Annotated in this window: 28 protein-coding genes; 16 read left to right on the top strand and 12 right to left on the bottom strand. The window is 60.3% G+C overall.

Features of this window, described 5'->3' with window-relative positions:
- Positions 1-185: 185 nt before the first annotated feature.
- Positions 186-497 carry a hypothetical protein gene (locus AF337_RS41105; RefSeq protein ID WP_082336893.1) on the bottom strand — a complete coding sequence of 104 codons (312 nt, stop codon included), beginning with the start codon at positions 495-497 and terminating at the stop codon, positions 186-188.
- Between the two features lie 178 nt (positions 498-675).
- Positions 676-1116 (bottom strand): DUF3597 domain-containing protein, encoded by a 441-nt coding sequence (locus AF337_RS31435; RefSeq protein ID WP_049735234.1) that lies wholly within the window; start codon positions 1114-1116, stop codon positions 676-678.
- A 417-nt stretch (positions 1117-1533) separates the two neighbouring features.
- Between AF337_RS31435 and AF337_RS31430 the strand changes: the two genes are divergently transcribed.
- Positions 1534-2190: a hypothetical protein gene (locus tag AF337_RS31430; RefSeq protein ID WP_049735233.1), complete on the top strand. Its 657-nt coding sequence runs from the start codon at positions 1534-1536 to the stop codon at positions 2188-2190.
- 63 nt (positions 2191-2253) lie between these two features.
- On the opposite strand, the gene AF337_RS31425 is transcribed toward AF337_RS31430, so the two are convergent.
- The 4 genes from AF337_RS31425 to AF337_RS31410 all read right to left on the bottom strand — a co-directional run bounded on the left by AF337_RS31425 (position 2254) and on the right by AF337_RS31410 (position 6532).
- On the bottom strand, positions 2254-3027 hold the full coding sequence (locus tag AF337_RS31425) for an amino acid ABC transporter ATP-binding protein (protein ID WP_049735232.1): 774 nt from the start codon (positions 3025-3027) through the stop codon (positions 2254-2256).
- Positions 3028-3045: 18 nt separating this feature from the next.
- On the bottom strand, positions 3046-4200 hold the full coding sequence (locus tag AF337_RS31420; RefSeq protein ID WP_049735231.1) for an amino acid ABC transporter permease: 1155 nt from the start codon (positions 4198-4200) through the stop codon (positions 3046-3048).
- Between the two features lies 1 nt (position 4201).
- A complete protein-coding gene (locus tag AF337_RS31415; RefSeq protein WP_049735230.1) occupies positions 4202-5404 on the bottom strand; it encodes an amino acid ABC transporter permease in 1203 nt (400 codons plus the stop codon).
- Positions 5405-5506: 102 nt separating this feature from the next.
- Positions 5507-6532 carry an amino acid ABC transporter substrate-binding protein gene (locus AF337_RS31410; RefSeq protein WP_049735229.1) on the bottom strand — a complete coding sequence of 342 codons (1026 nt, stop codon included), beginning with the start codon at positions 6530-6532 and terminating at the stop codon, positions 5507-5509.
- Positions 6533-6892: 360 nt separating this feature from the next.
- Between AF337_RS31410 and AF337_RS31405 the strand changes: the two genes are divergently transcribed.
- Positions 6893-8083, top strand: coding sequence for a cystathionine beta-lyase (locus AF337_RS31405; protein WP_049735228.1), 1191 nt, complete (start codon positions 6893-6895; stop codon positions 8081-8083).
- Positions 8084-8092: 9 nt separating this feature from the next.
- On the opposite strand, the gene AF337_RS31400 is transcribed toward AF337_RS31405, so the two are convergent.
- Together AF337_RS31400 and AF337_RS31395 are read right to left on the bottom strand one after the other, a co-directional pair.
- Complete coding sequence (locus AF337_RS31400; RefSeq protein WP_049735227.1) at positions 8093-9247, bottom strand: FAD-dependent monooxygenase; 1155 nt, start codon at positions 9245-9247, stop codon at positions 8093-8095.
- 27 nt (positions 9248-9274) lie between these two features.
- The gene (locus tag AF337_RS31395) at positions 9275-9520 is read right to left on the bottom strand and encodes a zinc-finger domain-containing protein (RefSeq protein WP_003539274.1); all 246 of its coding nucleotides are present in this window, start codon (positions 9518-9520) and stop codon (positions 9275-9277) included.
- Positions 9521-9675: 155 nt separating this feature from the next.
- Between AF337_RS31395 and AF337_RS31390 the strand changes: the two genes are divergently transcribed.
- The 6 genes from AF337_RS31390 (at position 9676) to clpA (ending at position 15552) form a co-directional block, all read left to right on the top strand.
- Positions 9676-10461 carry an alpha/beta fold hydrolase gene (locus AF337_RS31390; protein ID WP_049735226.1) on the top strand — a complete coding sequence of 262 codons (786 nt, stop codon included), beginning with the start codon at positions 9676-9678 and terminating at the stop codon, positions 10459-10461.
- A gap of 140 nt (positions 10462-10601) precedes the next feature.
- A complete protein-coding gene (cysE, locus tag AF337_RS31385) occupies positions 10602-11435 on the top strand; it encodes a serine O-acetyltransferase (RefSeq protein WP_012557537.1) in 834 nt (277 codons plus the stop codon).
- Positions 11436-11574: 139 nt separating this feature from the next.
- Positions 11575-11778, top strand: coding sequence for a DUF3126 family protein (locus AF337_RS31380; RefSeq protein ID WP_037094675.1), 204 nt, complete (start codon positions 11575-11577; stop codon positions 11776-11778).
- A gap of 272 nt (positions 11779-12050) precedes the next feature.
- On the top strand, positions 12051-12422 hold the full coding sequence (locus tag AF337_RS31375) for a phasin family protein (RefSeq protein ID WP_049735225.1): 372 nt from the start codon (positions 12051-12053) through the stop codon (positions 12420-12422).
- 276 nt (positions 12423-12698) lie between these two features.
- A complete protein-coding gene (gene clpS, locus AF337_RS31370; protein WP_003586692.1) occupies positions 12699-13049 on the top strand; it encodes an ATP-dependent Clp protease adapter ClpS in 351 nt (116 codons plus the stop codon).
- 10 nt (positions 13050-13059) lie between these two features.
- Positions 13060-15552 (top strand): ATP-dependent Clp protease ATP-binding subunit ClpA, encoded by a 2493-nt coding sequence (gene clpA, locus AF337_RS31365; protein WP_049735224.1) that lies wholly within the window; start codon positions 13060-13062, stop codon positions 15550-15552.
- A 93-nt stretch (positions 15553-15645) separates the two neighbouring features.
- Here the strand turns inward: clpA and AF337_RS31360 are convergent, their stop codons facing one another.
- The 4 genes from AF337_RS31360 to AF337_RS31345 form a co-directional block, all read right to left on the bottom strand.
- Positions 15646-16077 carry an HIT family protein gene (locus tag AF337_RS31360; RefSeq protein ID WP_049735223.1) on the bottom strand — a complete coding sequence of 144 codons (432 nt, stop codon included), beginning with the start codon at positions 16075-16077 and terminating at the stop codon, positions 15646-15648.
- Between the two features lie 57 nt (positions 16078-16134).
- Complete coding sequence (locus tag AF337_RS31355; RefSeq protein WP_049735222.1) at positions 16135-17325, bottom strand: GNAT family N-acetyltransferase; 1191 nt, start codon at positions 17323-17325, stop codon at positions 16135-16137.
- Positions 17326-17403: 78 nt separating this feature from the next.
- A complete protein-coding gene (locus AF337_RS31350; protein WP_049735221.1) occupies positions 17404-18123 on the bottom strand; it encodes a glycerophosphodiester phosphodiesterase in 720 nt (239 codons plus the stop codon).
- Positions 18120-18590 (bottom strand): RidA family protein, encoded by a 471-nt coding sequence (locus AF337_RS31345; RefSeq protein ID WP_049735220.1) that lies wholly within the window; start codon positions 18588-18590, stop codon positions 18120-18122. Before AF337_RS31345 ends, AF337_RS31350 begins: the two co-directional genes overlap by 4 nt.
- Before the next feature lie 136 nt (positions 18591-18726).
- On the opposite strand from AF337_RS31345, the gene AF337_RS31340 reads away from it, so the two are divergent.
- From AF337_RS31340 to rseP, 8 genes are all read left to right on the top strand, one after another.
- On the top strand, positions 18727-19563 hold the full coding sequence (locus AF337_RS31340; protein WP_049735219.1) for a cell envelope integrity EipB family protein: 837 nt from the start codon (positions 18727-18729) through the stop codon (positions 19561-19563).
- 271 nt (positions 19564-19834) lie between these two features.
- Positions 19835-20602, top strand: coding sequence for a 30S ribosomal protein S2 (gene rpsB, locus AF337_RS31335; RefSeq protein WP_003559062.1), 768 nt, complete (start codon positions 19835-19837; stop codon positions 20600-20602).
- A gap of 237 nt (positions 20603-20839) precedes the next feature.
- Positions 20840-21766 carry a translation elongation factor Ts gene (gene tsf / locus AF337_RS31330; RefSeq protein ID WP_003586678.1) on the top strand — a complete coding sequence of 309 codons (927 nt, stop codon included), beginning with the start codon at positions 20840-20842 and terminating at the stop codon, positions 21764-21766.
- Positions 21767-21862: 96 nt separating this feature from the next.
- On the top strand, positions 21863-22585 hold the full coding sequence (gene pyrH / locus AF337_RS31325) for a UMP kinase (protein ID WP_049735218.1): 723 nt from the start codon (positions 21863-21865) through the stop codon (positions 22583-22585).
- Between the two features lie 62 nt (positions 22586-22647).
- Positions 22648-23208: a ribosome recycling factor gene (gene frr, locus AF337_RS31320; RefSeq protein ID WP_049735217.1), complete on the top strand. Its 561-nt coding sequence runs from the start codon at positions 22648-22650 to the stop codon at positions 23206-23208.
- Between the two features lie 37 nt (positions 23209-23245).
- A complete protein-coding gene (locus AF337_RS31315) occupies positions 23246-23989 on the top strand; it encodes an isoprenyl transferase (protein WP_049735216.1) in 744 nt (247 codons plus the stop codon).
- A complete protein-coding gene (locus AF337_RS31310; RefSeq protein ID WP_049735215.1) occupies positions 23989-24819 on the top strand; it encodes a phosphatidate cytidylyltransferase in 831 nt (276 codons plus the stop codon). The genes AF337_RS31315 and AF337_RS31310 overlap by 1 nt, the downstream gene beginning before the upstream one ends.
- A gap of 37 nt (positions 24820-24856) precedes the next feature.
- Positions 24857-25975: an RIP metalloprotease RseP gene (gene rseP, locus AF337_RS31305; protein ID WP_049735214.1), complete on the top strand. Its 1119-nt coding sequence runs from the start codon at positions 24857-24859 to the stop codon at positions 25973-25975.
- Positions 25976-26040: the final 65 nt, after the last annotated feature.

Raw genomic sequence — 26040 nt, 5'->3', positions numbered from 1 at the left:
ATCAACCTCTGATATCTATTTCGATTCGTGTGACGCGCGAAAGACCACGCGCGAAATTCTAAGGATCTCGCCGGAGAGTGGAAACGCTCTTGCTTCAAATTCTGGATGAATCGCAGCCGCTACAGCCGGATTTTGGAATGGTCACCATGACATCCGCCCCCGCTGTGGCGAGCTTCAGCTCTTTTTCAGCGATCCAGGAAATGCTCGAAGTGGACCTCGGGGATCGGGTAGGCGTAGACGCCTCGATCGACGAAGCCGCGTCTGTAGAGGCAGCTCCTAAGCGCCGCGTTGTAATGCAGGCTGTGCGCATCCGGCGAGCCGCGTCGCAAGGAGCCTGCCTCCGGCACGCACCACCGGAGCGCCTTGTCGTATCGAGCCAGGAGGACCGGATCGGTATCGACCCGGATGCCGCTGTAGGATCGATAATTTGAAGGAGATTCCGCGGCCGAAATACAGCCCAAGCTAAGTGCAACGCCAACGACTGCCATCAATCTCATTGGATTTCATTCTCCCGTGATCGATTAACGAAGTAATCGAACGGAAGGTTATTGGTTTCAATGCCTGCGGGCAAGGGGGCTGATGGCCTCGGATCCGATCGGCGTGTGCCCTGGATTGCCGACGCTTCCGCGACAGATGAGCCTCTATCGCGAAGCGCCGGCAGATCTCGCTCATCGATCAATCCAAGAGGTCTGCCGGTACTTTGCCGCCATTTTCCGAAAGCCGTTTCATCAGCGCCTTGTGCAGCCACATATTCATTTTGGCGGAATCACCGCTGTCGCCGGTATAGCCGAGTTCAGCGGCAAGTTCCTTGCGCTCGGCCATGCTCGCATCCATCCCGACGGCCTTCATCAAATCCACGATCGAGTGGCGCCAATCGAGTTTCTGGCCGCTCTTTTTCACGGCCGCGTCGAGGATCGGGACGATATCGACGTTGGCTGCGGACGGGGCCGCGGCCGGCTTGCTCTGAGCGGGAGAGGCCGCAGGGCTGGGACTGGGCGCTGCCGACGGCGAGACGGGAGCCTGGGCGGGCTGCGTCTTCGGCGCGCCTGATGCAACGGGTTCGGCTGCTTTCGCTTCTCCGAAGATTGCATGTTTGATCTTGTCGAAAATGCCCATTCTTGAACCTCCGGCTCCATTAGATAAGAACATGCTGAAACATGGGCTTCCTGGCTGATATATCCAGACGGAAGCGAGTTCTTTTTCGTCGTCTCAATCAATGGTGAGGAGTCCAGCTTGCCGGCACAGAAGATTCCTGGTGCGGCCGGGAGGGAAATACTCGGCAGGCGCTCCAGTCAAGGCAAGACATGTTCGCTTTCGGCACAGTGCGGTTGGCAGTTCGTATTTCAATAACCGTGAAAGATCATTGCCCGCCGTCGAGGCGACTTGCCGTGCCATCTCGTGAAACATTCGTCATCCCTTCACGTTGCCTTGCCATGGGCGTCCTGCAGGTTGCAGGCGTCCAGACGATCGAAGGCACGCGCGTTCCTCGATTTTCGATTGCCGATCGCTCGGCGAATGGAAACGGAGGAAAACATGACCCATAACCATAATAGGCTATCGCTGGCGGTGCTTGCATCCACCTGCGCCCTGCTTGCCACGCCGGCAAGCGATGCACACGCTATCGACGTCGGCATATCGGTGAATGCAGGCAATGCCGCCAGCGCCGACGTCGGGGCATCATTTGGCGGCGGCAGCGGCGCCAGCGCCGATGCGTCCGTCGGCGGTTCGAGCGGCGTCAATGCCGACGCGACCGCCAATGCCGGCGGCGGGCAGGGCATCGATGCCGATCTCAATGCCGGGGTCGGTGGCGGCAATGGTCTCGACGCGAATGCCGGTGCCAGGCTCGGCAGCGGGCGCAGCGTCAATGCCGATCTCAATGCCAATGCACGCACCGGCGGCTCCGATGGGCTTGATACCGACGCCACGGTCTCGGTCAGACGCGGCAGCGGCGTCGATGCCGATCTCGCCATCGGCAGGGCAGGCGGCAGCAGCGAATCCACGGCTGAGAATAACCTCAGCGCGTCGCAGGCCCGCATCCTGGACGACTTCCGGTCGAGGCCGGTCAATGAGCAGCGCAAGATGCTTGTCCGTTGCGCTGATATCTCCTCCCCGGATGGTTCGGCCTCAGGCGGCTCCGATTCCGGTCTGGCCGGCCTCTGCAGCCTGCTGCAGGCGTCAGCCTCGCGCTGAACGTAAAAGACCCGCCGAGCCGGAAGGCGCGGCGGGTCTTTTAAATAGCTTCAGCTCCCAAGCCTAATGCAGGATCTGGCTGAGGAACAGCTTGGTGCGTTCGTGCTGCGGATTGTCGAAGAACTCGGCCGGCGAATTCTGCTCGACGATCTGGCCCTGGTCCATGAAGATGACGCGGTTGGCGACCTGGCGGGCAAAGCCCATTTCATGGGTGACGCAGAGCATGGTCATGCCTTCCTCGGCAAGACCCACCATGGTGTCGAGCACTTCCTTGATCATCTCGGGATCGAGCGCCGAGGTCGGCTCGTCAAACAGCATGATCTTCGGGTTCATGCACAGCGAGCGGGCGATCGCCACGCGCTGCTGCTGGCCGCCGGAAAGCTGCCCCGGATATTTGTTGGCCTGCTCCGGGATCTTGACGCGCTTCAGAAAGTGCATGGCGATTTCTTCCGCCTGCTTCTTCGGCATCTTGCGCACCCAGATCGGCGCCAGCGTGCAGTTTTCGAGGATCGTCAGATGCGGGAAGAGGTTGAAGTGCTGGAACACCATGCCGACCTCGCGGCGCACCTCGTCGATCTTCTTCAGATCGTTGGTGAGCTCGGTGCCGTCGACGATGATGTTGCCCTTCTGGTGCTCTTCGAGGCGGTTGATGCAGCGGATCATCGTCGACTTGCCGGAACCAGACGGCCCCGCAATGACGATGCGCTCGCCGCGCATGACCTTAAGATTGATGTCGCGCAGCACGTGGAAATCGCCGTACCACTTGTTCATGTTGATGATTTCGATTGCCACTTCCGTTGCGGAAACGGTGAGCTTTTTAGCTGGAGCTTCAGCCATGATTGTTTTCCCTCATTCTTATCGTTTGTGGCCGGTGTCGAGATGGCGTTCCATGAAGCCTGAATAGCGCGACATGCCGAAGCAGAACAGCCAGAAGATGAACCCGGCGAAGATCAGACCTGTGATCGGTGTGACGGCGCTTGCCCAGTTGGCATCGGAGAAGTTCAGCTTGACGATACCGAGCAGATCGAACATGCCGATAATCGTGACCAGCGATGTGTCCTTGAACGTTCCGATGAAGGTGTTGACGATGCTCGGGATCACCAGCTTGATGGCCTGCGGCATGATGATCAGCCGGGTCTTCTGCCAATAGCCGAGACCGAGCGAATCGGCACCCTCGAACTGTCCCTTCGGGATCGCCTGAAGGCCACCGCGGATCACTTCCGCCATATAGGCCGACGTGAAAATTGAAACGCCGATCAGCGCGCGCAGGAGTTTGTCCACGTTCCAGCCTGTGGGAAGGAAGAGCGGCAGCATCACGCTTGCCATGAACAGAACGGTGATCAGCGGAACGCCTCGAATGACCTCGATGAAGGTAACGCAGAGCATGCGGATGACCGGCATCTTCGAGCGGCGTCCCAGTGCAAGCAGAATGCCGCAAGGCAAGGAAACGGCAATACCGACAAAGGACAGGACGAGCGTCACCATCAACCCGCCCCAGAGCGGTGTCTCCACCACTTCGAGGCCGAAGCCGCCGTGAAGAAGCCAGAAGGCGATGATCGGCAGGACGGCGAACAGAAGAATGGCGTTCAGGCCCTTGCGCGGCGCCGAAGGGATCAGCATCGGAACCAGCAGCACAATGAACAGGATCCCGACGATCGCCGGCCTCCAGCGCTCGTCGAGCGGATAGCGGCCGAAGATAAACTGATCGTACTTGGCACTGACGAAGGCCCAGCATGCGCCACTCCAGCCCTCGGGCTGGATGCCGCCCTGGATCGTCGTCGCGCAGAATGTGCGGTCTGGCCCGGACCATACGGCCTGGATGAACAGCCAGTTGACGAGATGCGGTACGGCCCATGCGATCAGCGCAAGAGCCAGGATGGTCAGGATCACGTCTTTCGGGGTGGCGAGGAGATTGCGGCGTATCCAGGCAACGGCTCCCCTTTCCCCGGGCGGGGGCGGTTCGGCCGCAAGGATTGACGTTCTGACGAAGGGTTTATCGGCGACCGACATCTTATCTCTCCACCAGTGCCATCTTGGCATTGAACCAATTCATGAACAGCGACGTGAGAATGCTCAGGCTGAGATAGACGATACCCCAGATGCACACGATTTCGATCGCTTGACCGCTCTGATTGAGGATTGTGCCGCCGACGGCAACGAGATCCGAGAAACCGATCGCGATGGCGAGGGAGGAATTCTTGGTCAGGTTCAGGTATTGGCTCGTCAGCGGCGGGATGATGATGCGCAACGCCTGCGGCACCACGACAAGTCTCGTCACGCTCGACGGATGCAGCCCCAGCGCGCCGGCTGCCTCGGATTGTCCCTTTGGAACCCCGCGAATGCCGCCGCGAACGATCTCGGCGATGAAGGAGGCGGTATAGAAGGACAGGGCGAGAAACAGCGATATGAATTCTGGGCCGACAACCGAGCCGCCCGTCAGATTGAACTTTCCGGCGACGGGAACGTCGAAGGTGAGCGGAAAGCCCGAGGCAACGAAGACCAGCATCGGTAGGCCGACAATCAGCGCGATCGACGCCCATACCGTATGGAATGGCCGTCCGGTTGCAGCCTGCCGTTTATGGGCCCAGCGCGCCATGATGATGGTGGCGACAATCGCAATCACCAGGGCAATGCCGACCGCGATCATGCCTGTCTCGAAGATCGGCTTCGGGAAGGCTAGTCCTCTGTTGTTGAGGTACATGCTGAACGGCAGCCCTACCGATTCGCGCGGCTGCGGCAGGACGGAGAGAACGCCGAGATACCAAAAGAAGATGACGAGCAGCGGCGGAATGTTGCGGAAAATTTCGACGTAGACCGTGCAGAGCTTGGCAATCAGCCAGTTCCGCGACAGCCGGCCGATGCCGATAATGAAACCGATGATGGTCGCCGTGACGATACCCGTCACCGCCACCAGCAAAGTATTCAGAATACCGACGAAAAGTGCGCGTGCATAAGTCGAGTCGCTTGAATAGCCGATCAACGACTGGCCGATTTCGAAACCGGCGCGACCGCGAAGAAAGCCGAAACCCGATGCCGTATTGCTGCGGGCAAGGTTCACCGCCGTGTTGTGGGCCACCCACCACACAAACGCCACGAGGGCAATAATTGTCAAAACCTGGAAAAATATGCTCCGGTATTTCGGGTCGTACATTGCCGACCGGAAAGTCCAGCCGGTGTCATGCAAAGGTGTCCTATCCACAGCCCCATGCGTCATGCCGCGCCAATCCCCTTGTGCCCGTTTTCGGGCTTTCTTTTTAACTTTTTGGAAGTGGGAAGGCGGCTGGCCGCCTTCCCGGCATTTCATGCCAGTGCTCGATTAGCGAACCGGCGGTGCGTACTGGATGCCGCCCTTGTTCCAGAGAGCATTCAAGCCGCGTGCGATCTTGAGCGGGCTACCCTGACCGATGTTGCGTTCGAAGACTTCGCCATAATTGCCGACGCCCTTGACGACGTTGTAGGCCCAATCATTGGTCAGGCCGAGATCGGTGCCGATCTTGGTGTCGGCCTCGCTGCCGAGGAAGCGCTTGATGTCCGGGTTCGGCGAGTTCTTCATCTCGTCGACATTGGCCTGGGTGATGCCGAACTCTTCGGCATTGATGAGCGCATAAGCTGTCCAGGAGACGATGTCGAACCACTGATCGTCGCCCTGACGGACGGCCGGGCCAAGCGGTTCCTTCGAGATGATCTCGGGAAGGATGACGTGTTCGTCGGGATTCTTGAGCGTCAGACGCAGTGAATAGAGACCGGACTGGTCGGTCGTGTAAACGTCGCAACGACCGGCGTCGTAGGCCGCGTTGACCTCAGGAAGATTTTCGAAGACGACCGGATTGTACTGCAGATTGTTCGTCTTGAAGTAATCGGCGAGGTTCAGTTCGGTGGTGGTGCCCGACTGTACGCAGATTGCGGCGCCGGAGAGTTCGAGAGCCGACTTCACGTTCAGGCTCTTTCGTACCATGAAGCCCTGACCGTCGTAATAGGTGACAGGACGGAAGTTGAAGCCAAGCGCTGTGTCACGATTGATCGTCCAGGTCGTGTTGCGCGAGAGAACGTCGATTTCGCCGGACTGCAGAGCAGTAAAGCGCTCCTTCGCGTTTGTCGGCGTGTACTTGACCTTGGTGGGGTCGCCGAAGACGGCAGAAGCGACGGCCTTGCAGAAGTCGACGTCGAAGCCAGCCCAATTGCCGGAAGCGTCAGGTGCGGCAAAGCCGGTAAGTCCGGTATTGACGCCGCACTGAACGAAACCCTTGGCCTTGACGTCCGTGAGTGTCGTGGCCGAGGCAGCCGAGGTGCCAAGAGCGAAAACTGCTGCGCCGAGAGCGGCGGACAGAAGCTTGTTCTTCATTTTTTCCCAACCTTTTCCGTTGTCTTATATTTTCTTGTGGGGAGTTCCGGCGGAAAAACCTGCCGCCCCCATTGTCTCGACACCCTCCCGGCGCGAGTGCCCTATCACAGTCGCAAATGTCACCATGGTCAAGTGTCGCCATCAATAATTGCGGCAAAATTCAGAATTTTGGCAGATTGCGCCGCATTCGAGGGCGGTTGGCTAGGAAATAGGCGTCCGATTGCGGAAAAATAACGCGAAATTCGGAAATTCCATCATTCTCCAGCGTTGCCGGCAACCGCTCTTCGAGGGGTTGACCGGAAACGGCAGGGCGTCCAAAAGTCTGGTTTTCGTGCCCCTTTGCCAAAGGCTATTTCCGACATGAAAGACAAAGACAGCTTGCTGAAGAATGCCGGCATCAACACCCGCCTGACCCATATCGGCAATGATCCTTTCGACTATCACGGCTTTATCAATCCGCCGGTCGTGCACGCCTCGACGGTGTTGTTTCCGAATGCGCGGACGATGGAGACGCGGGCGCAGAAATACACCTACGGAACGCGCGGTACGCCGACGACGGATGCGCTCTGCGAGGCGATCGACGCACTTGAAGGCTCGGCCGGCACGATCCTGGTGCCTTCCGGCCTTGCGGCCGTCACCATTCCCTTCCTGGGTTTCGTCGCTGCCGGCGATCATGCGCTCGTCGTCGATTCGGTTTATGGCCCGACGCGCCATTTCTGCGACACGATGTTGAAGCGTCTTGGTGTCGAGGTCGAATATTATGACCCATCGATCGGCGCCGGCATCGAGGCGCTGTTCCGGCCCAATACCAAGCTCGTCCACACCGAGGCTCCCGGCTCCAATACTTTCGAAATGCAGGATATCCCGGCGATCTCAGCAGTGGCGCACCGCCATGGCGCCGTCGTCATGATGGACAATACCTGGGCGACGCCGCTCTATTTTAAGCCGCTCGATCACGGCGTCGACATCTCCATCCATGCCTCGACGAAATATCCGTCCGGCCATTCGGATATCCTGCTCGGAACGGTGTCGGCCAATGCCGAGCATTGGGAGCGGCTGAAGGAGGCGAACGGCGTGCTCGGCATCTGCGGCGCGCCCGATGACGCCTATCAGATCCTGCGCGGCTTGCGCACCATGGGCCTGCGCCTCGAGCGGCATTATGAAAGCGCGCTTGATATCGCGGAATGGCTGGAGGGCAGGGAGGATGTCGCCCGTGTGCTGCATCCGGCCCTGCCGAGTTTCCCCTCTCACCATCTGTGGAAGCGCGATTTCAAGGGCGCCAGCGGCATCTTTTCCTTCGTGCTTGCCGCCGATGGTCCCGAGAAGTCCAGAGCAAAGGCGCATGCTTTCCTCGACGCGTTGAGGATTTTCGGTCTCGGCTATTCCTGGGGCGGCTTTGAAAGCCTCGCCTTGCACGCCTATCTCGCCGATCGCAAGGTCGCCAAAGCCCCGACCGATGGTGCGGTCATCCGCCTGCAGATCGGCATTGAGGATGTGGTTGACCTCAAGGCCGATATCGAACGGGGTTTTGCGGCCGCAAGCGCCGTCTGACCCTGCGCTCTATGGCAGGCGCACGGACTGATAGCCGTAAACCCAGTCGAGATCCGCCGCCAGGCTTTGCGGCGGCTTGAGGCCGAGCACCAGATCACGGCCGATCCGGATCGGCCCTTTTGCATGATAGGCGAACCGGTTGAAGGCGCCGCGCTGGCGAAGTTTCGCAATGCGCGGCGCACGATGTCTTTCGAACAGTGCCAGGGCGTCCGCCACCGGACGATTGGAAAGAAAGGCGGCAAGTTCGTAGGCGTCTTCGATCGCCATCGCCGCGCCCTGGGCGGCAAACGGCATCATCGCATGCGCGGCGTCGCCGATCAGAACCGTCTTGCGGCCGTCCTGCCACGCGCCTGATGTGGTTTCGAACAGCGGCCAGAATGTCAGCTTCCGGTGTCCTTCGAAGAGTGAGACGATCGCCGCGTTCCAGCCGGAAAAGCGTTTCCTGAGCTCTGCGCGCTGCTCGGCCGTCGGTTCGCTTTGCCAGGCCTGCGGCGCGATATTGCCGGCGGTGATCGCCACCATGTTGAAGCTGCCGGTCTCCCTCAAAGGATAGCAGACGAGATGCGCCGCCCCGCCGAGGAAAGCACAAACGCTTGTGCGATCGAGGAAACCAGGCGCTTCGTCCGCGGCAATGGTGAAGCGGTAGGCGATATTGCCGGAAAAGCGGGGCGAGGGGCCGCCCGGAACCAATTGCCGGAGCTTCGACCAGACGCCGTCGGCGCCGATGACGACATCGGGCGCTCGCTCGAAATCCGGCAGCGCCGATTCCATCCTGATACCAAGGCGAAGCCGGCAGAGCGGATCGGCCGCGACCGCCGCCAGAAGCGCTTTCTGCAACGTCGTGCGATGCAGGACGCCATAGGGAGCGCCCCAGCGCTGCCGCGCGAATGTGCCTGCCGGTACCGCCGCCAGCTGGCGCAGCGAACTGCCCGAGATCAGCCGGATCGTCTCCGGTTCGAGCCAGACCTTTGACAGTCCTTCAAGGATGCCGAGTTCGGCAAGGATGCGGGAGGCGTTGGGCGAAACCTGCAAGCCGGCGCCGATGTCGGTGAGTTCGCCCGCCTGCTCGAAGATGTCGGAACTGATGCCCCGGCGCGAAAGCGAAAGCGCAGCGGTCAGCCCCGATATCCCGGCGCCGATGATGGCGGCATGTGCGACCGGCATTATCAGTCCGATCCGGATCTCGGCGGGTTAAGCCGCCTTCACGTGGAAAACGCAGCCGGCCGGGTTGGTCTGGCTGGGCTTCAGCGCCGAATTGAAGCGATAGAGCGTCGAGCAGTAGGAACAGACCTTCTCGTTGTCGTCGCCCATGTCGATGAAGATGTGCGGATGATCGAAAGGGGCCGAAGCGCCGGTGCACATGAATTCCTTGACGCCGACTTCGATAACCCGGTGACCGCCATCGTTCTGGAAGTGGGGAATATTGTGGCCGGCCATGTCGCTCTCCGAATGCTTGAAATCTGCGCGGACCTTATAAGCCTTTGCCGCAAATGTGTAGAGCCAAAGCGCCGCGGTGGGTACTGTTTTTAGCCGCAGTTTTGGCTTCACGCTGACAGGCCGCTCGACTATGGTCGCGCCAAAAGGAAGACCCGATGAACCTGAACACGCCTGCATTTTCAAGCTTCACCCATGACGGATTGCAGCTCGCCTTCTTCGATGAGGGCGATCCGGCCGGCGTGCCCGTCCTGTTGATCCACGGTTTTGCCTCGACAGCAAACGTCAACTGGGTGCATCCGGGCTGGCTGAAGACGCTGGGGGATGCCGGCTACCGGGTGATCGCCATCGACAATCGCGGCCACGGCGCAAGCGACAAGCCGCACGACACTGAGGCCTATCGTCCATGGGTGATGGCCGGCGATGCGATCGCTCTTCTGGACCATCTCGGCATTCCGGAAGCCAATGTCATGGGCTATTCGATGGGTGCGCGCATTTCCGTCTTTGCCGCCCTTGCCAATCCGCATCGCGTCCGTTCGCTGGTGCTCGGCGGCCTCGGTATCGGCATGACAGACGGCGTCGGCGACTGGGATCCGATCGCCGATGCCCTGCTTGCTCCTTCACTTGAGGACGTCGCTCATGAGCGTGGCCGGATGTTCCGGGCCTTCGCCGAGCAGACCAAGAGCGACCGCGTCGCCCTTGCCGAGTGCATCCGCGGCTCGCGCGATCTCGTCGCTCGTTCGGATATGGGAAAGCTCGACATGCCGGCGCTGATCGGCGTCGGCACCAAGGATGATATCGCCGGCTCGCCGCAGGAACTGGCGGCGCTGATGCCCGATGCCGAGGCGCTCGATATTCCGGGCCGCGATCATATGCTCGCCGTCGGCGACAGGGTTTTCAAGCAGGCGGTGCTGGCCTTCTACGCGAAAGTCGCCAGTGGGTGACATCGGTGGTGACATCATCGTGATGCCGAAACCCCATGCTAAAAAACCATGGCGACGGCACCCATTTATGTTATTGGCGTTTTCCACTATATATTGGCATTCCGAAAACGGCATTCCCATTGGCAACGAGGAGAGCGGCGATGGTCGCCAAGACTGACATTCGTGCTTTTGAGACAGGCCATCCGCTGAAGGTGATGGATCCCATCTGGGACAGCCTGCGCGAGGAAGCCCGGCTCGCCGCCGAACGGGATCCGGTTCTCGCCGCCTTCCTCTACTCGACGGTGATCAACTACCATTCGCTCGAGGAATGCGTCATCCATCGCATCTGCGAACGTCTCGATCACCCCGACATGCAGGCGAACCTGCTTCGCCAGACCTTCGAGGAAATGCTCTCCGATTGGCCGGAATGGAGCTCCATTCTGCGCGTCGATATCCAAGCCATCTACGACCGCGATCCCGCCTGCCTGCGGTTCATGGAAGCCGTGCTCTATTTCAAGGGCTTCCATGCGCTGCAGACGCATCGTCTCGCCCATTGGCTGCTGAACCGCGGCCGGCGAGATTTCGCGCTCTATCTGCAAAGCCGCTCCTCCAGCGTCTTCCAGACCGATATCAATCCGGCCGCCCGTATCGGCAAGGGCATCTTCCTCGATCACGCCACCGGCCTCGTCGTCGGCGAGACGGCTGTGATCGGCGACAATGTCTCGATCCTGCATAACGTGACGCTCGGCGGAACCGGCAAAGAGGGGGCCGACCGCCATCCGAAGATCGGCAGCGGCGTCATGATCGGCGCCGGCGCGAAGATCCTCGGCAATATCGAGATCGGCTACTGCTCACGCATCGCTGCCGGCTCCGTCGTCTTGAAGGCGGTGCCGCCGAAGAAGACCGTTGCCGGCGTGCCGGCCAAGGTCGTCGGTGAGGCCGGGTGTTCCGAGCCGTCGCGCAACATGGACCAGGTGATCGGCGCCGATATCTGATCGGCTGCCGGAAAAGGATTGGGAAAAGTCGGCAGGCACCAAGTGGGGACGGAAATTGCCAAGTGGCAACCTTGCCTTTACACCGCTGCTTTTCCTGTGCAAGAAGCGGCCAATCAAGACCGTTTACGGAGATGACAGAGTGAAGCCTGAAGAAATCAAGAAGCTCGACGCCTATTTCAAACGCATGCTCAACCCGCAGATCGTCGTCAAGGCGCGTCCGCGCAAGAATGATTCTGCGGAAGTCTATCTCGGCGAAGAATTTCTGGGCGTCGTCTATATCGATGACGAGGACGGCGACCGCTCCTACAACTTTTCGATGGCAATCCTCGACGTCGATCTCTGATCGCGCTCGAACGCTTTCAAAGGACCGAACGGCGCGATCCGTTCGGTTTTTTTTGTTTTCTGGGCTCGGCCCGAAAATTTATTTAAAGCCTCCGGTTGCGCTGATCTGATATATATTAGCAAAATCAGTTAAAGACGTACGTGCCCCGGCGCGCATCCTTTGTTTTATAATCGCAGCACAACCCATGGATGTTTTGCATCGCACAAGACTACTTGACTATTTGTGCGTTGCAGCTACCCTGCCGCCATCCCACAGCCCAACGGAGGACGGTCATGTTCAACTTTGACGATGCAAACAGGAAGAGCAAGGAAGCCGTCGACACGGCGCTGAGAACCTATTCCGATACGACCAAGGGCTTTCAGGCGATCGCCGCCGAAGCCGCTGACTATTCGAAGAAATCCTTTCAGGACGCGGTGACGCATTTCGAAACCCTGGCCGGCGTCAAGAGCTTCGAGGCCGCTTTCGAACTTCAGACCAATTACGTCAAGTCCTATTTCGAAGGCTTCGTCTCCGAGACGACGAAGCTCGGCGAGATGTATGCCGATCTCGCCAAATCCGCCTACAAGCCCTATGAAGCGCCGATCGCCGCTGCCGTTGCCAAGACCCCCAGGCAGGCCCAGCCTTCCACACCAGCCGCTGCATGAATTGATTGCGACGGCGCAACCTGCGCTACATATTGAAATTTAAGGACCGGCTACGCATCTGTGGCCGGTCTTTTTGTTTCTACTTTCGCTGCAACACCTCCAATGGGATCGCCGGGGACTTTTTTGGTCTTTCCCGTGCATGCCGGCCATTTCTTGATTGCAGTGACTGACAGGGGGCTTAAAATCGGCCTATTATGAACTAAGTTAGTGTTTCAGATATTCGGCGGGAAAAGCACCCTCCCATGCTCCGCCGGATTGCTTGAGGAATGAATGACAATGATCGCAAAGCCGATCCGGATGCAGAACGACAGCGATAGGAACGGGGAGAACGGAAATCGAACCTCGGTCATCACACGCACCAAGCCGAAGACCAAGAAGCCCAATCTCTACCGCGTGCTGCTTTTGAATGACGACTACACGCCCATGGAATTCGTCATCCATATTCTGGAGCGTTTTTTTCAAAAGGATCGTGAAAGTGCCACCCGCATCATGCTCCATGTCCATAACCACGGCGTCGGCGAATGCGGAATATTCACATACGAGGTGGCGGAAACGAAGGTCAGCCAGGTGATGGACTTCGCCCGGCAGCACCAGCATCCGCTACAATGCGTCATGGAAAAGAAGTGAGGATCTGAACGTGCCAACATTTTCGCCTAGTTTAGAGAAGGCGCTCCATCAGGCACTGACCTTTGCCAACGAGCGGCATCATGAATATGCGACGCTCGAGCATCTGCTGCTCGCCCTGATCGACGATGCCGATGCGGCCGCGGTTATGGGCGCCTGCAACGTCGATCTCGACGCGCTGCGCAAGACGCTCGTCGAATATGTCGATAACGAACTCTCCAATTTGATTACCGGATATGACGAGGATTCGAAGCCGACCTCCGGCTTCCAGCGTGTGATCCAGCGTGCCGTCATCCATGTGCAATCGTCCGGCCGCGAAGAGGTGACCGGCGCCAACGTGCTCGTCGCGATCTTCGCCGAGCGCGAAAGCCATGCCGCTTATTTCCTGCAGGAGCAGGAGATGACCCGCTACGACGCCGTCAACTATATCTCCCACGGCATCGGCAAGCGCCCGGGCGCTTCGGAAGCGCGCCCCCCGCGCGGCGCCGAGGAGGAAGCCGAAAGCAGCAAGCCGACGGCGCGCGGCGGCGAGGAAGAGGGCGGCCCCAAGAAGCAGCAGGATGCGCTCAAGGCCTATTGCGTCAATCTCAACGAGAAGGCCAAGGGCGGCAAGATCGACCCGCTGATCGGCCGTCACGCCGAGGTGAGCCGCACCATCCAGATCCTGTGCCGCCGCTCGAAGAACAATCCGCTCTATGTCGGTGATCCCGGCGTCGGCAAGACGGCGATCGCCGAAGGCCTTGCCAAGCGCATCGTCGAAGGCAAGGTTCCCGAAGCGCTGGCCGATGCGACGATCTTCTCGCTCGACATGGGCACGTTGCTCGCCGGCACGCGTTACCGCGGCGATTTCGAGGAGCGCCTGAAGCAGGTCGTCAAGGAACTGGAAGAATATCCGGGCGCGGTGCTGTTCATCGACGAGATACACACGGTGATCGGCGCCGGCGCCACCTCGGGCGGCGCGATGGATGCATCGAACCTCTTGAAGCCGGCCCTGTCGTCGGGCGCGATCCGCTGCATCGGCTCGACCACCTACAAGGAATATCGCCAGTTCTTCGAAAAGGACCGGGCGCTGGTCCGCAGGTTCCAGAAGATCGACGTCAGCGAGCCGTCGATCGACGATGCGATCGAGATCATGAAGGGCCTGAAGCCCTATTTCGAAGAATATCATCACCTGCGTTATTCCAACGACGCCATCAAGTCGGCCGTCGAACTGTCGGCCCGTTACATCTCCGACCGCAAGCTGCCGGACAAGGCAATCGATGTGATCGACGAGACGGGTGCTGCCCAGATGCTGCTGCCGCCGTCGAAGCGCCGCAAGCTGATCACCGAAAAGGAGATCGAGGCGACGGTTGCCACGATGGCGCGCATTCCGCCGAAGACCGTCTCCAAGGATGACGAAGCGGTGCTTGCCAATCTCGAGCAGGAACTGCGTTCGGTCGTCTACGGCCAGGATATTGCCATCGAAGCCCTGTCGACCTCGATCAAGCTCGCGCGCGCCGGCCTTCGCGAGCCGAACAAGCCGATTGGCGCCTATGTCTTCTCCGGTCCGACCGGCGTCGGTAAGACCGAGGTGGCAAAGCAACTGGCATCGTCACTCGGCGTCGAGCTGCTGCGCTTCGACATGTCGGAATACATGGAGCGGCATACGGTGTCGCGCCTGCTCGGTGCACCTCCCGGCTATGTCGGCTTCGACCAGGGCGGTCTCTTGACCGATGGCGTCGACCAGCACCCGCATTGTGTGGTCCTGCTCGACGAAATCGAGAAGGCGCATCCCGACATCTACAATATCCTGCTGCAGGTCATGGACCACGGCACGCTGACCGACCACAACGGCAAGAAGATCGACTTCCGCAACGTCATCCTGATCATGACGACGAATGCGGGCGCGTCCGAAATGGCCAAGGCGGCGATTGGCTTCGGCTCGTCCAAGCGCACCGGCGAGGACGAGGAGGCGCTGACCCGCCTGTTCACGCCGGAATTCCGCAACCGCCTCGACGCGATCATTCCCTTCGCGGCACTGCCGACGGCCGTCATCCACAAGGTCGTGCAGAAGTTCATCATGCAGCTGGAGGCCCAGCTTTCCGAAAGGAACGTCACCTTCGACCTGCATGAGGATGCGATCGCCTGGCTTTCGGAAAAGGGTTACGACGAGAAGATGGGCGCCCGCCCGCTTGCCCGCGTGATCCAGGATACGATCAAGAAGCCGCTTGCCAACGAAATCCTCTTCGGCAAGCTGAAGAAGGGCGGCGTCGTCAACGTCACGGTCGGTCCGAAGGAAGACGGCAAGCCTGGCATCGTGCTGGAAGCCATCCCGGATACGGCGCCGATCAAGCCGAAGCCGGAAGCCGAAGTCGTCCATCCCGATGCCGACGGCGAAAGCGATGGCGAGCTGAAGACCAAGGCGGCGCCCAAGACCCGCGCCAAGACGGTCCCGCAGGCCGAGCCCGAGGTCCGTGACGCCCCGAAAAAGGGCACCACGGTTCCGAAGGTCCCGCGCAAGAAGTGAGCTTTCGTCATGGAATTGAAAAAGGCCGCGTCATCCGCGGCCTTTTTCGGTTTCTGCTCTTTCGGTAGCCTCTGCCTCGCTTCGGGATCGATGTCAGGCCAGGGCCGCCCTGATCTTTTCGGCATGGGCCGCAAGCACGGCGCCATCCTCCATCTTGCCGGAGTGCGGCTTGAGTGCGGCGCCCTCATGGCGCGGGATGACGTGGAAATGCAGATGAAAGACCGTTTGCCCGGCAGCCGGTTCGTTGAACTGGGCGATGAACACGCCGTCGGCGTCGAAGACGTCCTTGAGCGCATTGGCGACCTTCTGGACGACTGTAATGGCATGGGTGAGGGTGACGGGATCGGCATCGAAGATATTGCGCGATGCTGCCTTCGGAACGACCAGCACATGGCCTGGCGCCTGCGGCATCACATCCATGAAGGCGACGGTATGCTGGTCTTCATAGATACGGTGCGAGGGAATTTCGCCGCGCAGGATCTTGGCGAAGATATTGTTGTCGTCATAAGCGGCCGGGTTGGTCATCGCGAAATCTCCTCTTTCTGCAGTCGTTGATCGGGTAACGCGGCCGGCGGGGCGGCGTCAATCCTCCTGCTGACGCTCGCCCTTGCGGAACGGGCTGTGCTCGGCGAGCAGCTCGCTCATCTGTTCGACATCGGCGCGCTCGCGGGCGAGATAGTCGCCGATTGCGCGGCGAAGGCCGGCATGGGCGACATAATGGGCCGAATGCGTCGTCACCGGCAGGTAGCCGCGCGCCAGCTTGTGTTCGCCCTGGGCGCCGGCCTCGACCCGCTTCAACCCTTTCGAAAGGGCGAAGTCGATCGCCTGGTGATAGCAGACCTCGAAATGCAGGAAGGGATGATCCTCGATGCAGCCCCAGTGACGGCCATAGAGCGTATCGCCGCCGATGAAGTTGATCGCGCCGGCGACATAGCGCCCGTCGCGCTTGGCCATGACCAGCAGGATGTCGTCGGCCATGCGCTCGCCGATCAGCGAATAGAATTGGCGGGTGAGGTAGGGCCGACCCCATTTGCGGCCACCGGTATCCATGTAGAAGTTGAAGAACTGATCCCAGATGCGCTCCGTCAGGTCGCGGCCGGTCAGCCAGTCGATGCTGATGCCGTTTTCGAGGGCGGCACGGCGCTCCTTGCGCAACGCCTTGCGTTTGCGCGAGGCAAGCGTTTCGAGAAATTCCTCGTGATTGGCATAGCCGTCATTGATGAAATGGAACTGCTGGTCGGTGCGGTGAAGATAGCCGTCCATCTCGAAGACGCCGATCTCCTCATCCGGCACAAAGGTGATATGGGCCGAGGAGACGCCGAGCCGGCGCACGACCTCCTTCAGGCTTTCGGCAATCGCGCTTTGGACAGGCAGCCGCTGTAGCCCCTCGGCAACGAGAAGGCGCGGGCCTGTCGCCGGCGTGAACGGAATGGAACACTGAAGTTTGGGGTAATAACGCCCGCCGGCCCGCTCGAAGGCGTCGGCCCAGCCATGATCGAAGACATATTCGCCCCGGCTGTGGTTTTTGAGATAGCCGGGCAGGGCGCCGATCAGTTCGCCGCGATCGGTTTCGAGCAGCAGGTGGTGGCCGAGCCAGCCGGTCTCGGCATCGGCAGAACCGGATTCCTCCAGCGACGATAAAAAGGCGTGTGAAACGAATGGGTTGTAGGCAAGCGTCGTGCCGTTCTTCGATGCCCCGGAAAGCCTGGACCAGCTTTCCGGGGAAATCGCTGTGAAGGAGCGTTCGACGCGAATGGTGAGGTCATCGGTCATGGGGCAAATGCGAAGCCTGTGGGCGGGCGGTTTCGGCTTTTCCTCAATCTGCGCATGATCTTGGCCAAAAAGCGAGCGTCAAACCGCCACACGCGGGTCGAAGCCTTCGAAGGTCATCTGGTCCGCGTTGGCGAAGGTCCGCCGGCGCGCCTCTTCGTCGCGCACCGTCCAGGTGATGACGGGGATTCTCTTTTCGCGTTCGCCTGAGATGAAGGCGTTCGGCAGGTCGTCATAATAATAGGAGATGAAATCGAGACCGATCTCCATCGCCTTGGCATGCGTCGCGAATTCCTCCGGCGTGTTGCCGTTGGCGGTCAGCCCGAGCGGGTAGGGTGCGCCAAGCGCCTTCAGATCGCGCAGCAGCCAGTGGTCGAAGCTCATCAGCGCCACCTTGCCCTCATAGCCCTCAAGCACCTCGAGCACGGCTTCGGCGAAACCCTCGTCATCGGCCTCTCGGCCCTTGAGCTCCAGCACCAGCGGCACCTTGCCCTGCACGAGATCGAGGAGCTGGCGGAGCGTCGGCACCTTGTCTCCAGTGCCGCCGACGGCGATCAGCCCGAGCTCGCGCGAGGTGCGCTCGCGGACGTCGCCGGTGAGATTGCAGAGCCGCTGCAGGTCTTCGTCGTGAAAGACGACCGGCACGCCGTCGGAGGCGTAATGCAGATCGCATTCGATCGCAAAGCCCGCTTCGACGGCGCGCGAGAAGGCCGAAAGCGTATTTTCCCAGACGAGTTTATTGAGATCGTGATAGCCGCGATGGGCGACCGGCACGTCCCGGATCCAGGCCGCATTGGTCATTCTGCGATTTCCATGATAGCATCGATCTCGACGGCGGCGTTCAGCGGCAGGGCAGCGATGCCGACAGCGGCACGCGCATGTTTGCCGGCCTCGCCGAGCACGCCGGCAATCAGGTTCGAAGCGCCGTTGATGACGAGATGCTGCTCGACGAAGTCGGGCGCCGAGGCGACGAATCCGTTCAGCTTGATGACGCGCCGGATACGGCCGAGATCGCCGCCAAGTGCCGCCTTCGCCTGCGCAAGAATGTTGATGGCGCAGAGTTCGGCGCCGCGCTGGCCGGCGGCAACGTCGACGGTCTTGCCGAGATGGCCGGAGACGGCGATCTTGCCGCCTTCGAGCGGCAGCTGGCCGGAGATGTAGAGAAGATTGCCGCTAATGACGTAGGGAACGTAATTTGCAGCAGGGGCTGCGGCTTCGGGCAGGGTTATCCCCATCTCAGTCAGGCGCTTTGCAATTTCATCGGACATTTTCGTCTCCGCTTTTGTTGTCAATGCTTCAAAAATTATGCATCAAGACTAGAATCTTTAATATGACAGGTTCGAGCCTCGATTTGGCCGAAAGCGTTCTTATAACATCGCGACCGAGTCCAACAGGAGTTAATGAATGTTCCGATCAGGTCTTGTCGCTCTGCTTCTCGTTAGCGTTTCCGCCAATGCATGGGCGGCTGCGCCCGCGGTAAGCGCTGCGATCGCGACCGGCCTCGTCGCACATCGCGCGGTCTACGATCTGGAACTGAAGGATGCTTCGGACCGCTCCGGCATCTCCGGCATGTACGGCCGCATGGTCTATGAGTTCGACGGCAGCTATTGCCAGGGCTTCACCACCAACTTCCGCTTCGTGACGCAGATCGACACCGGCGACAGTGTGCGCGTCAGCGACCAGCAGACGAAGACTTTCGAGAATCTCAAGGACGGCAAGTTCACCTTCGACACCAAATCCTTCACCGACGAACAGCTCGACAAGGAGGTCAACGGTGCGGCTCAGGATCAGCCGGATGGCGTCAAGGTCGCGCTCAAGCAGCCGTCGAGCCGTGAACTGCAGCTTGCCGAAAGCCGGTTCCCGACCGAGCATATGCTCGACGTGATCCAGCACGCCAAGGACGGCAAGCGCTTCTTCGAGGCCCGCGTCTTCGACGGCTCCGACGACGGCGACAAGTCGCTGGTGACGACGACGATCGTCGGCAAGCAGGAGACGCCGGTTGCCGAGGAGGCCGATGCCGGCAATGCCGGCGCTTTCTCCAAGACGGCCTTCTGGCCGGTGACGATCGCCTATTTCAACGAGAATGCAAAATCAGATGCCTTGCCGGTCTACCGCATGTCCTTCAAGCTCTATGAGAACGGCATCACCCGCGACCTGACGATGGATTACGGCGATTTCGTTCTGACCGGAAAGCTCGCCAAGCTCGAGTTGCTCGACCGCAAGGCCGAGGCCTGCAAGTAGGAAAGCTGCGACCCGCGCTTCGATGACTGGGCGCGGCATTCGCCAGCCAACCATTCAGCTCTTCGTTATCCCATATCATGGGCTGCCAGGCGAATTCCCGGATTTTTCAGCGTAAGCCTTGCTTTTGCGCCAAATCGAATGTATGGGCACCGCATTCCACACGTAAGGCATGGGATTGTCCGGGAGAAATCCGGATCGTTCCGCCCGGTGGCATCTTCGAAGAGGATGCTGTTCGCCTTGCGGAGGTTCAACCGGAAAAGGATACACAGGCATGGCATTGCCCGATTTTTCTATGCGCCAGCTTCTCGAAGCAGGCGTCCACTTCGGCCACCAGACGCACCGCTGGAACCCGAAGATGAAGCCGTATATCTTCGGCGATCGTAACAACATCCACATCATCGACCTGGCTCAGACCGTTCCGATGCTGTCGCGCGCCTTGCAGGTCGTCAGCGACACCGTTGCTCGCGGCGGCCGCGTTCTCTTCGTCGGCACCAAGCGCCAGGCGTCCGAGATCATCGCCGACAGCGCCAAGCGTTCGGCCCAGTACTACGTCAACTCGCGCTGGCTCGGCGGCATGATGACGAACTGGAAGACGATCTCCAACTCGATCCAGCGCCTGCGCAAGCTCGATGAGATTCTCAACGGCGAAGCCCAGGGCTTCACCAAGAAGGAACGCCTGAACCTCGAGCGCGAGCGCGAAAAGCTTGACAAGGCTCTCGGCGGTATCCGCGATATGGGCGGCACGCCGGATCTGATGTTCATCATCGACACCAACAAGGAAAAGATCGCGATCGACGAAGCCAAGCGCCTCGGCATCCCGGTCGTCGCCATCATCGATTCGAACTGCGATCCGGACCTGATCGACTATCCGATCCCGGGCAACGACGACGCATCGCGCGCCATCGCTCTGTACTGCGAGTTGATCTCCCGCGCTGCCATCGACGGCATCGCTCGTCAGCAGGGCTCTTCCGGCCGCGATCTCGGCGCGTCCTCCGAGCTTCCGGTCGAGCCGGCTCTCGAGGAAGCAGCCGAAGGCTGATGAAAGCAGGCGGAGCGAACCTCCGCCAAAGCTTGCATGACTGGAAAGGCCGCTCGCGACTCATCGAAGTTCGGCGGCCTTGCCTGTTTCAGGGCGAGGGCACCAGGCTCTTTGCCAGATAAGTTTCGTTATGGCGCGTCTTCATCACGCTGTCATACATACAGGTACATTTCGTGCCTCAATCCGGTGCCGCGCCGCGCTTTGCGGCCCACCGTATGAACCGACAAGAGGAAGCTAATGAGCGAGATTACGGCTGCAATGGTGAAGGAACTGCGCGAAAAGACCGGCGCAGGCATGATGGACTGCAAGAAGGCTCTTGCTGAGACCGGCGGCGACATGGAAGCAGCGATCGACTGGCTGCGCGCCAAGGGCATCGCCAAGGCTGACAAGAAGTCGGGCCGCACTGCCGCCGAAGGCCTCATCGGCGTTTCGAGCCAGGGCACCAAGGCCGTTGTCGTCGAAGTCAATTCCGAAACCGACTTCGTCGCCCGTAACGATGCCTTCCAGGATCTCGTCCGCGGCATCGCCAAGGTCGCCGTCTCCACAAACGGCACCGTCGACGCCGTTGCGGCTGCGACCTACCCGGCATCCGGCAAGTCCGTTTCCGACACGATCAAGGACGCGATCGCAACGATCGGCGAGAACATGAACCTGCGCCGCTCGGTCGCGCTCTCCGTCGAGGACGGCGTCGTCGCCACCTATATCCACAATGCTGTTTCCGACGGCCTCGGCAAGCTCGGCGTTCTCGTCGCGCTGAAGTCGACGGGCGATAAGGAAGCCCTGAACGCGATCGGCCGCCAGGTCGCCATGCATATCGCCGCGACTGCACCGCTGGCGATCCGCCCTGAGGAAGTCGATGCCGCCGTCGCCGAGCGCGAGCGCAACGTCTTCATCGAGCAGTCGCGCGCTTCCGGCAAGCCTGACAACATCATCGAGAAGATGGTCGACGGCCGCATGCGCAAGTTCTTCGAGGAAGTCGCTCTTCTCTCGCAGGCTTTCGTCATCAATCCGGATCTGACCGTCGCAGCCGCCGTCAAGGAAGCTGAAAAGGCCGTCGGCGCCCCGATCGAAGTCGCCGGCATGGCTCGCCTTCTGCTCGGCGAAGGCGTCGAGAAGGAAGAGACCGATTTCGCAGCCGAAGTCGCGGCTGCCGTCAAGGGTTGATCTTCCAGCCATAATTCTGAAAACACGAAGGGCATCGCGTGACAACGCGGTGCCCTTCGTGTATCGGGCATTCACGGCAATTTACGAGGAGCCAAGATGTCTTTAGAGCCTGTCTATAAACGCGTTCTACTCAAGGCTTCCGGCGAAGCGCTCATGGGTAGCCAGGGTTTCGGGATCGATGTTGCGGTGGCGGACCGCATTGCATCCGATATCGCCGCGGCAAGGCATATGGGCGTGGAAGTCGGCGTCGTCGTGGGTGGCGGCAATATCTTCCGCGGTGTCGCGGTGGCGTCCAAGGGCGGCGACCGGGTTACCGGTGACCACATGGGGATGCTCGGCACCATCATCAATGCGCTGGCGCTGGCGACCTCGCTGCGCAAGCTGAACATCGATACGGTGGTGCTTTCGGCCATCTCCATGCCTGAGATCTGCGAGAGCTTTTCGCAGCGCGCGACCCTCTATCACTTGTCGATGGGGCGTGTGGTGATCTTTGCCGGCGGCACCGGCAACCCTTTCTTCACCACCGATTCGGCCGCGGCACTCCGCGCCGCCGAAATGGGCGCCGAAGCGATATTCAAGGGCACGCAGGTGGACGGCATCTACACCGCCGACCCGAAGAAATACCCCGATGCGACCCGCCTCGACCGCCTGACGCATCAGGAAGTGCTGGACAGGGGGCTTGCGGTGATGGACGTTGCCGCCGTGGCGCTCGCCAGGGAGAATTCCATTCCGATCATCGTCTTCTCGATTCACGAGAAAGGCGGTTTTACTGAAATCCTGACGGGCGGTGGCCTTAAGACCATCGTCTCCGACAACTGATATAGGCTGCGGCGCTTTATCTGGCGCAGCCATCGTGACGCGCTTTATACGGGAGCACCGACATGAGTGAAGGTATCGACATCAAGGAACTGAAGCGCCGCATGGACGGCGCGGTTTCCGCATTCAAGAGCGACATCGCATCGCTGCGCACCGGCCGTGCTTCGGCCAACATCCTCGATCCGGTCACGATCGAGGCTTACGGTTCGCGCATGCCGCTGAACCAGGTCGCCAACATCACCGTGCCCGAGGCGCGCATGCTGTCGGTTTCCGTCTGGGATAAGTCGATGGTCAGCGCCGTCGAGCGCGGTATCCGCGAATCCAATCTCGGCCTCAACCCGATCGTCGACGGCCAGAGCCTGCGTATTCCGCTGCCGGAATTGAACGAGGAGCGCCGCAAGTCGCTCGTCAAGGTGGCTCATGATTATGCCGAAAAGAGCAAGGTCGCGATTCGCCATGTTCGCCGCGACGGCATGGACGGCCTCAAGAAGGCCGAAAAGGATAGCGTAATCGGCCAGGACGAGGGCAGGGCGCAGTCGGAACGCGTACAGAAGATGACGGACGAGACGATTTCCGAAATCGACCGCTTGCTTGGCGAGAAGGAAAAGGAAATCATGCAGGTCTAGTGGATCTGTGCCTTTGCCTGGAAAGACCGGACGGGAAATGTCGGAATCTGTATTTGTGACTGTGCCAGAGCATGTTGCCATTATCATGGACGGCAATGGCCGTTGGGCCAAGCAGCGCGGCCTGCCGCGCACGATGGGCCATCGCAAGGGGGTCGAGGCGGTCCGCGAGACAGTGCGCGCCGCCGGCGCGGCCGGCATAAAATATCTGACCCTCTTTGCCTTCTCCTCGGAGAACTGGCGCCGGCCGGAGGCCGAGGTCTCCGATCTGCTCGGTCTGCTCAAGGCGTTCATCCGGCGTGACCTCGCCGAGCTTCATCGCCAGAACGTGCGGATCAAGGTGATCGGTGATCGCCATAGCCTGCGCAGCGACATTCTCGGCCTGCTGCTTGAGGCGGAGGAAACCACCAAGGACAACACGGCGCTGACGCTGGTCATCGCCTTCAACTACGGCTCGCGCGACGAGATCTCCCGGGCTGTGGTCAGCCTGGCGAGGGACGTCGAGGCCGGCCGTCTGCGGGCGCAGGATATCACGCCCTCGCTGATCAATGCCCGTCTCGATACGGCCGGGATTCCCGATCCGGATCTCATCATCCGCACCAGCGGCGAGGAGCGGCTTTCCAATTTTCTTCTCTGGCAGGCCGCCTATTCGGAATTCATCTTCGTTCCGGAATATTGGCCGGATTTCAGCCCTGAGATCTTCCGCTCGGCGCTCAAGAAGTTCGCCTCCCGCGACCGTCGCTTCGGCGGCCTGTCGTCGCAGGCAGCCGCGGTCGGCACCTGATGCAGCAGGAATTGAAGCTCCGCATCGTTTCAGGACTGATTCTTGCGGCGATCGTTCTTGCCGCCACCTGGTATGGCGGGTTTGTCTTCCGCGTCCTGGCGGCCGTGATCGGCCTGCTGATCTATTACGAATGGTCGACAATAACAGGCATCGCGCGTGATTGGGTCGCCAATGCGGTCGGCTGGATCGGCCAGGCGGCGGTTGCCTTCCTCGTGCTTGTCGGCAATTTCGAATTCGCCGCCGGCATGCTGGCCGGCGTCACCGCCGTCGGCATAGCGCTGATCATCCTGCACGGCACCAGCCGCTGGTTGCCGGTGGGTCTGTTTTATGCCGGTGCCACCGGCCTGGCGCTCGCCGCCATCAGAAGCGATGACCAGCCCGGCCTTTACGCCATGCTCTTCGTCTTTGCCGTCGTCTGGGCAACCGACATCCTTGCTTACTTCGTCGGCAGGGCGCTTGGCGGGCCGAAGCTTGCCCCTTCGATCTCGCCGGGAAAGACGTGGTCGGGCGCAATCGGCGGCGCCGTTTCGGCGGTCGCAGCCGGCGTCGTTCTCGTCCACTTTCTCCTTCCGGGCGCTGAACTCATTGCCGCCGTTGCAGCACTCGTTCTGTCGGTTTGCAGCCAGTCGGGAGATCTGTTTGAATCGTTCATCAAGCGGAAATTCGGCGTCAAGGATTCAAGCCGTCTCATTCCAGGTCATGGCGGTGTCATGGACCGTGTCGACGGACTGATTTTCGCCTGTTTTTCGGCGTTCTTGCTTGCTGGAACTTTTTCCCTGATAAAGGGGACTGCGATGACGTCGCTCGGCGCGGCTTTGTTCGGCCTTTGATGACGCGGCAGCCTGACGGAAGGAACTGATAGAAGTGATGGCCGATATATACGCATTCCTGATGGGGAATATCGTCACCTTCATCCTCGTGCTCTCGCTGCTCGTCTTCGTGCATGAGATGGGCCACTACCTCGTCGGGCGCTGGAGCGGCATCCGCATCCTTGCCTTCTCGGTCGGTTTCGGTCCGGAGATATTCGGCTTCACCGACCGCCATGGAACGCGCTGGAAAATCTCGGTGATCCCGCTTGGCGGCTACGTCCGCTTCTTTGGCGACGAAGACGCCTCCAGCAAGCCCGACAGCGACAAGCTCGCCGCCATGTCCGAAGAAGACAGGGCGCGTTCCTTTGCCGGCGCAAAGCTGTGGAAACGCGCCGCGACAGTCGCGGCCGGCCCGATCGCCAATTTCCTGCTGGCGATCGCTATCTTCACCATCCTGTTCTCGGTCTATGGCCGTTCGGTTGCCGATCCCGTCGTTTCCGAGGTCAAGCCGGATGGTGTGGCGGCGGCTGCCGGCGTCCTTCCCGGCGATCTCCTGGTCGCCATCGACGGCGGCAAGGTCGAGACCTTCGACGACGTGCGCCGTTATGTCGGCATGCGCCCGAGCCAGCAGATCGTCGTCACCATCGAGCGGGCCGGCCAGAAGCTCGACTTGCCGATGGTTCCGCAACGCGTCGACATGACCGACCAGTTCGGCAACAAGATCGAGGTCGGCCAGATCGGCATCGTCACCAGCAAGGAAGTCGGCAATTTCCGCCTGCAGACCTATACGCCGCTCCAGGCGCTGCGGGAAAGTGTGATCGAAACCCGGGATATCGTCACCGGCACCTTCAAATATATCGGCAATATCTTCGCCGGAACGATGCGGGCCGATCAACTGGGTGGGCCTATCCGCGTGGCACAGGCTTCGGGCCAGATGGCGAAGCTTGGTGTAGGGGCAGTGTTGCAGCTTGCCGCCATGCTTTCGGTTTCGATAGGATTGCTTAACCTGATGCCGGTTCCGGTACTTGATGGCGGCCACCTGATGTTCTATGCGGTGGAAGCGCTGAGAGGGAAACCGCTGGGCGCCAAGGCTCAGGAAATCGCATTTCGCATCGGCTTGGCCATGATACTTACATTGATGGTTTTCACGACCTGGAACGACATTAGCCTGAGCTAAGGGTAAACGCGCAAGGCAGGGGAATTACTATTTATTTACGATGTTTCAAGGCTGTAGTGGCGAAT

This window comes from Rhizobium ecuadorense, from assembly GCF_001187535.1.
Classification (GTDB): Bacteria; Pseudomonadota; Alphaproteobacteria; order Rhizobiales; family Rhizobiaceae; genus Rhizobium; species Rhizobium ecuadorense.
This window is presented reverse-complemented; position numbering and strand designations above follow the sequence as displayed.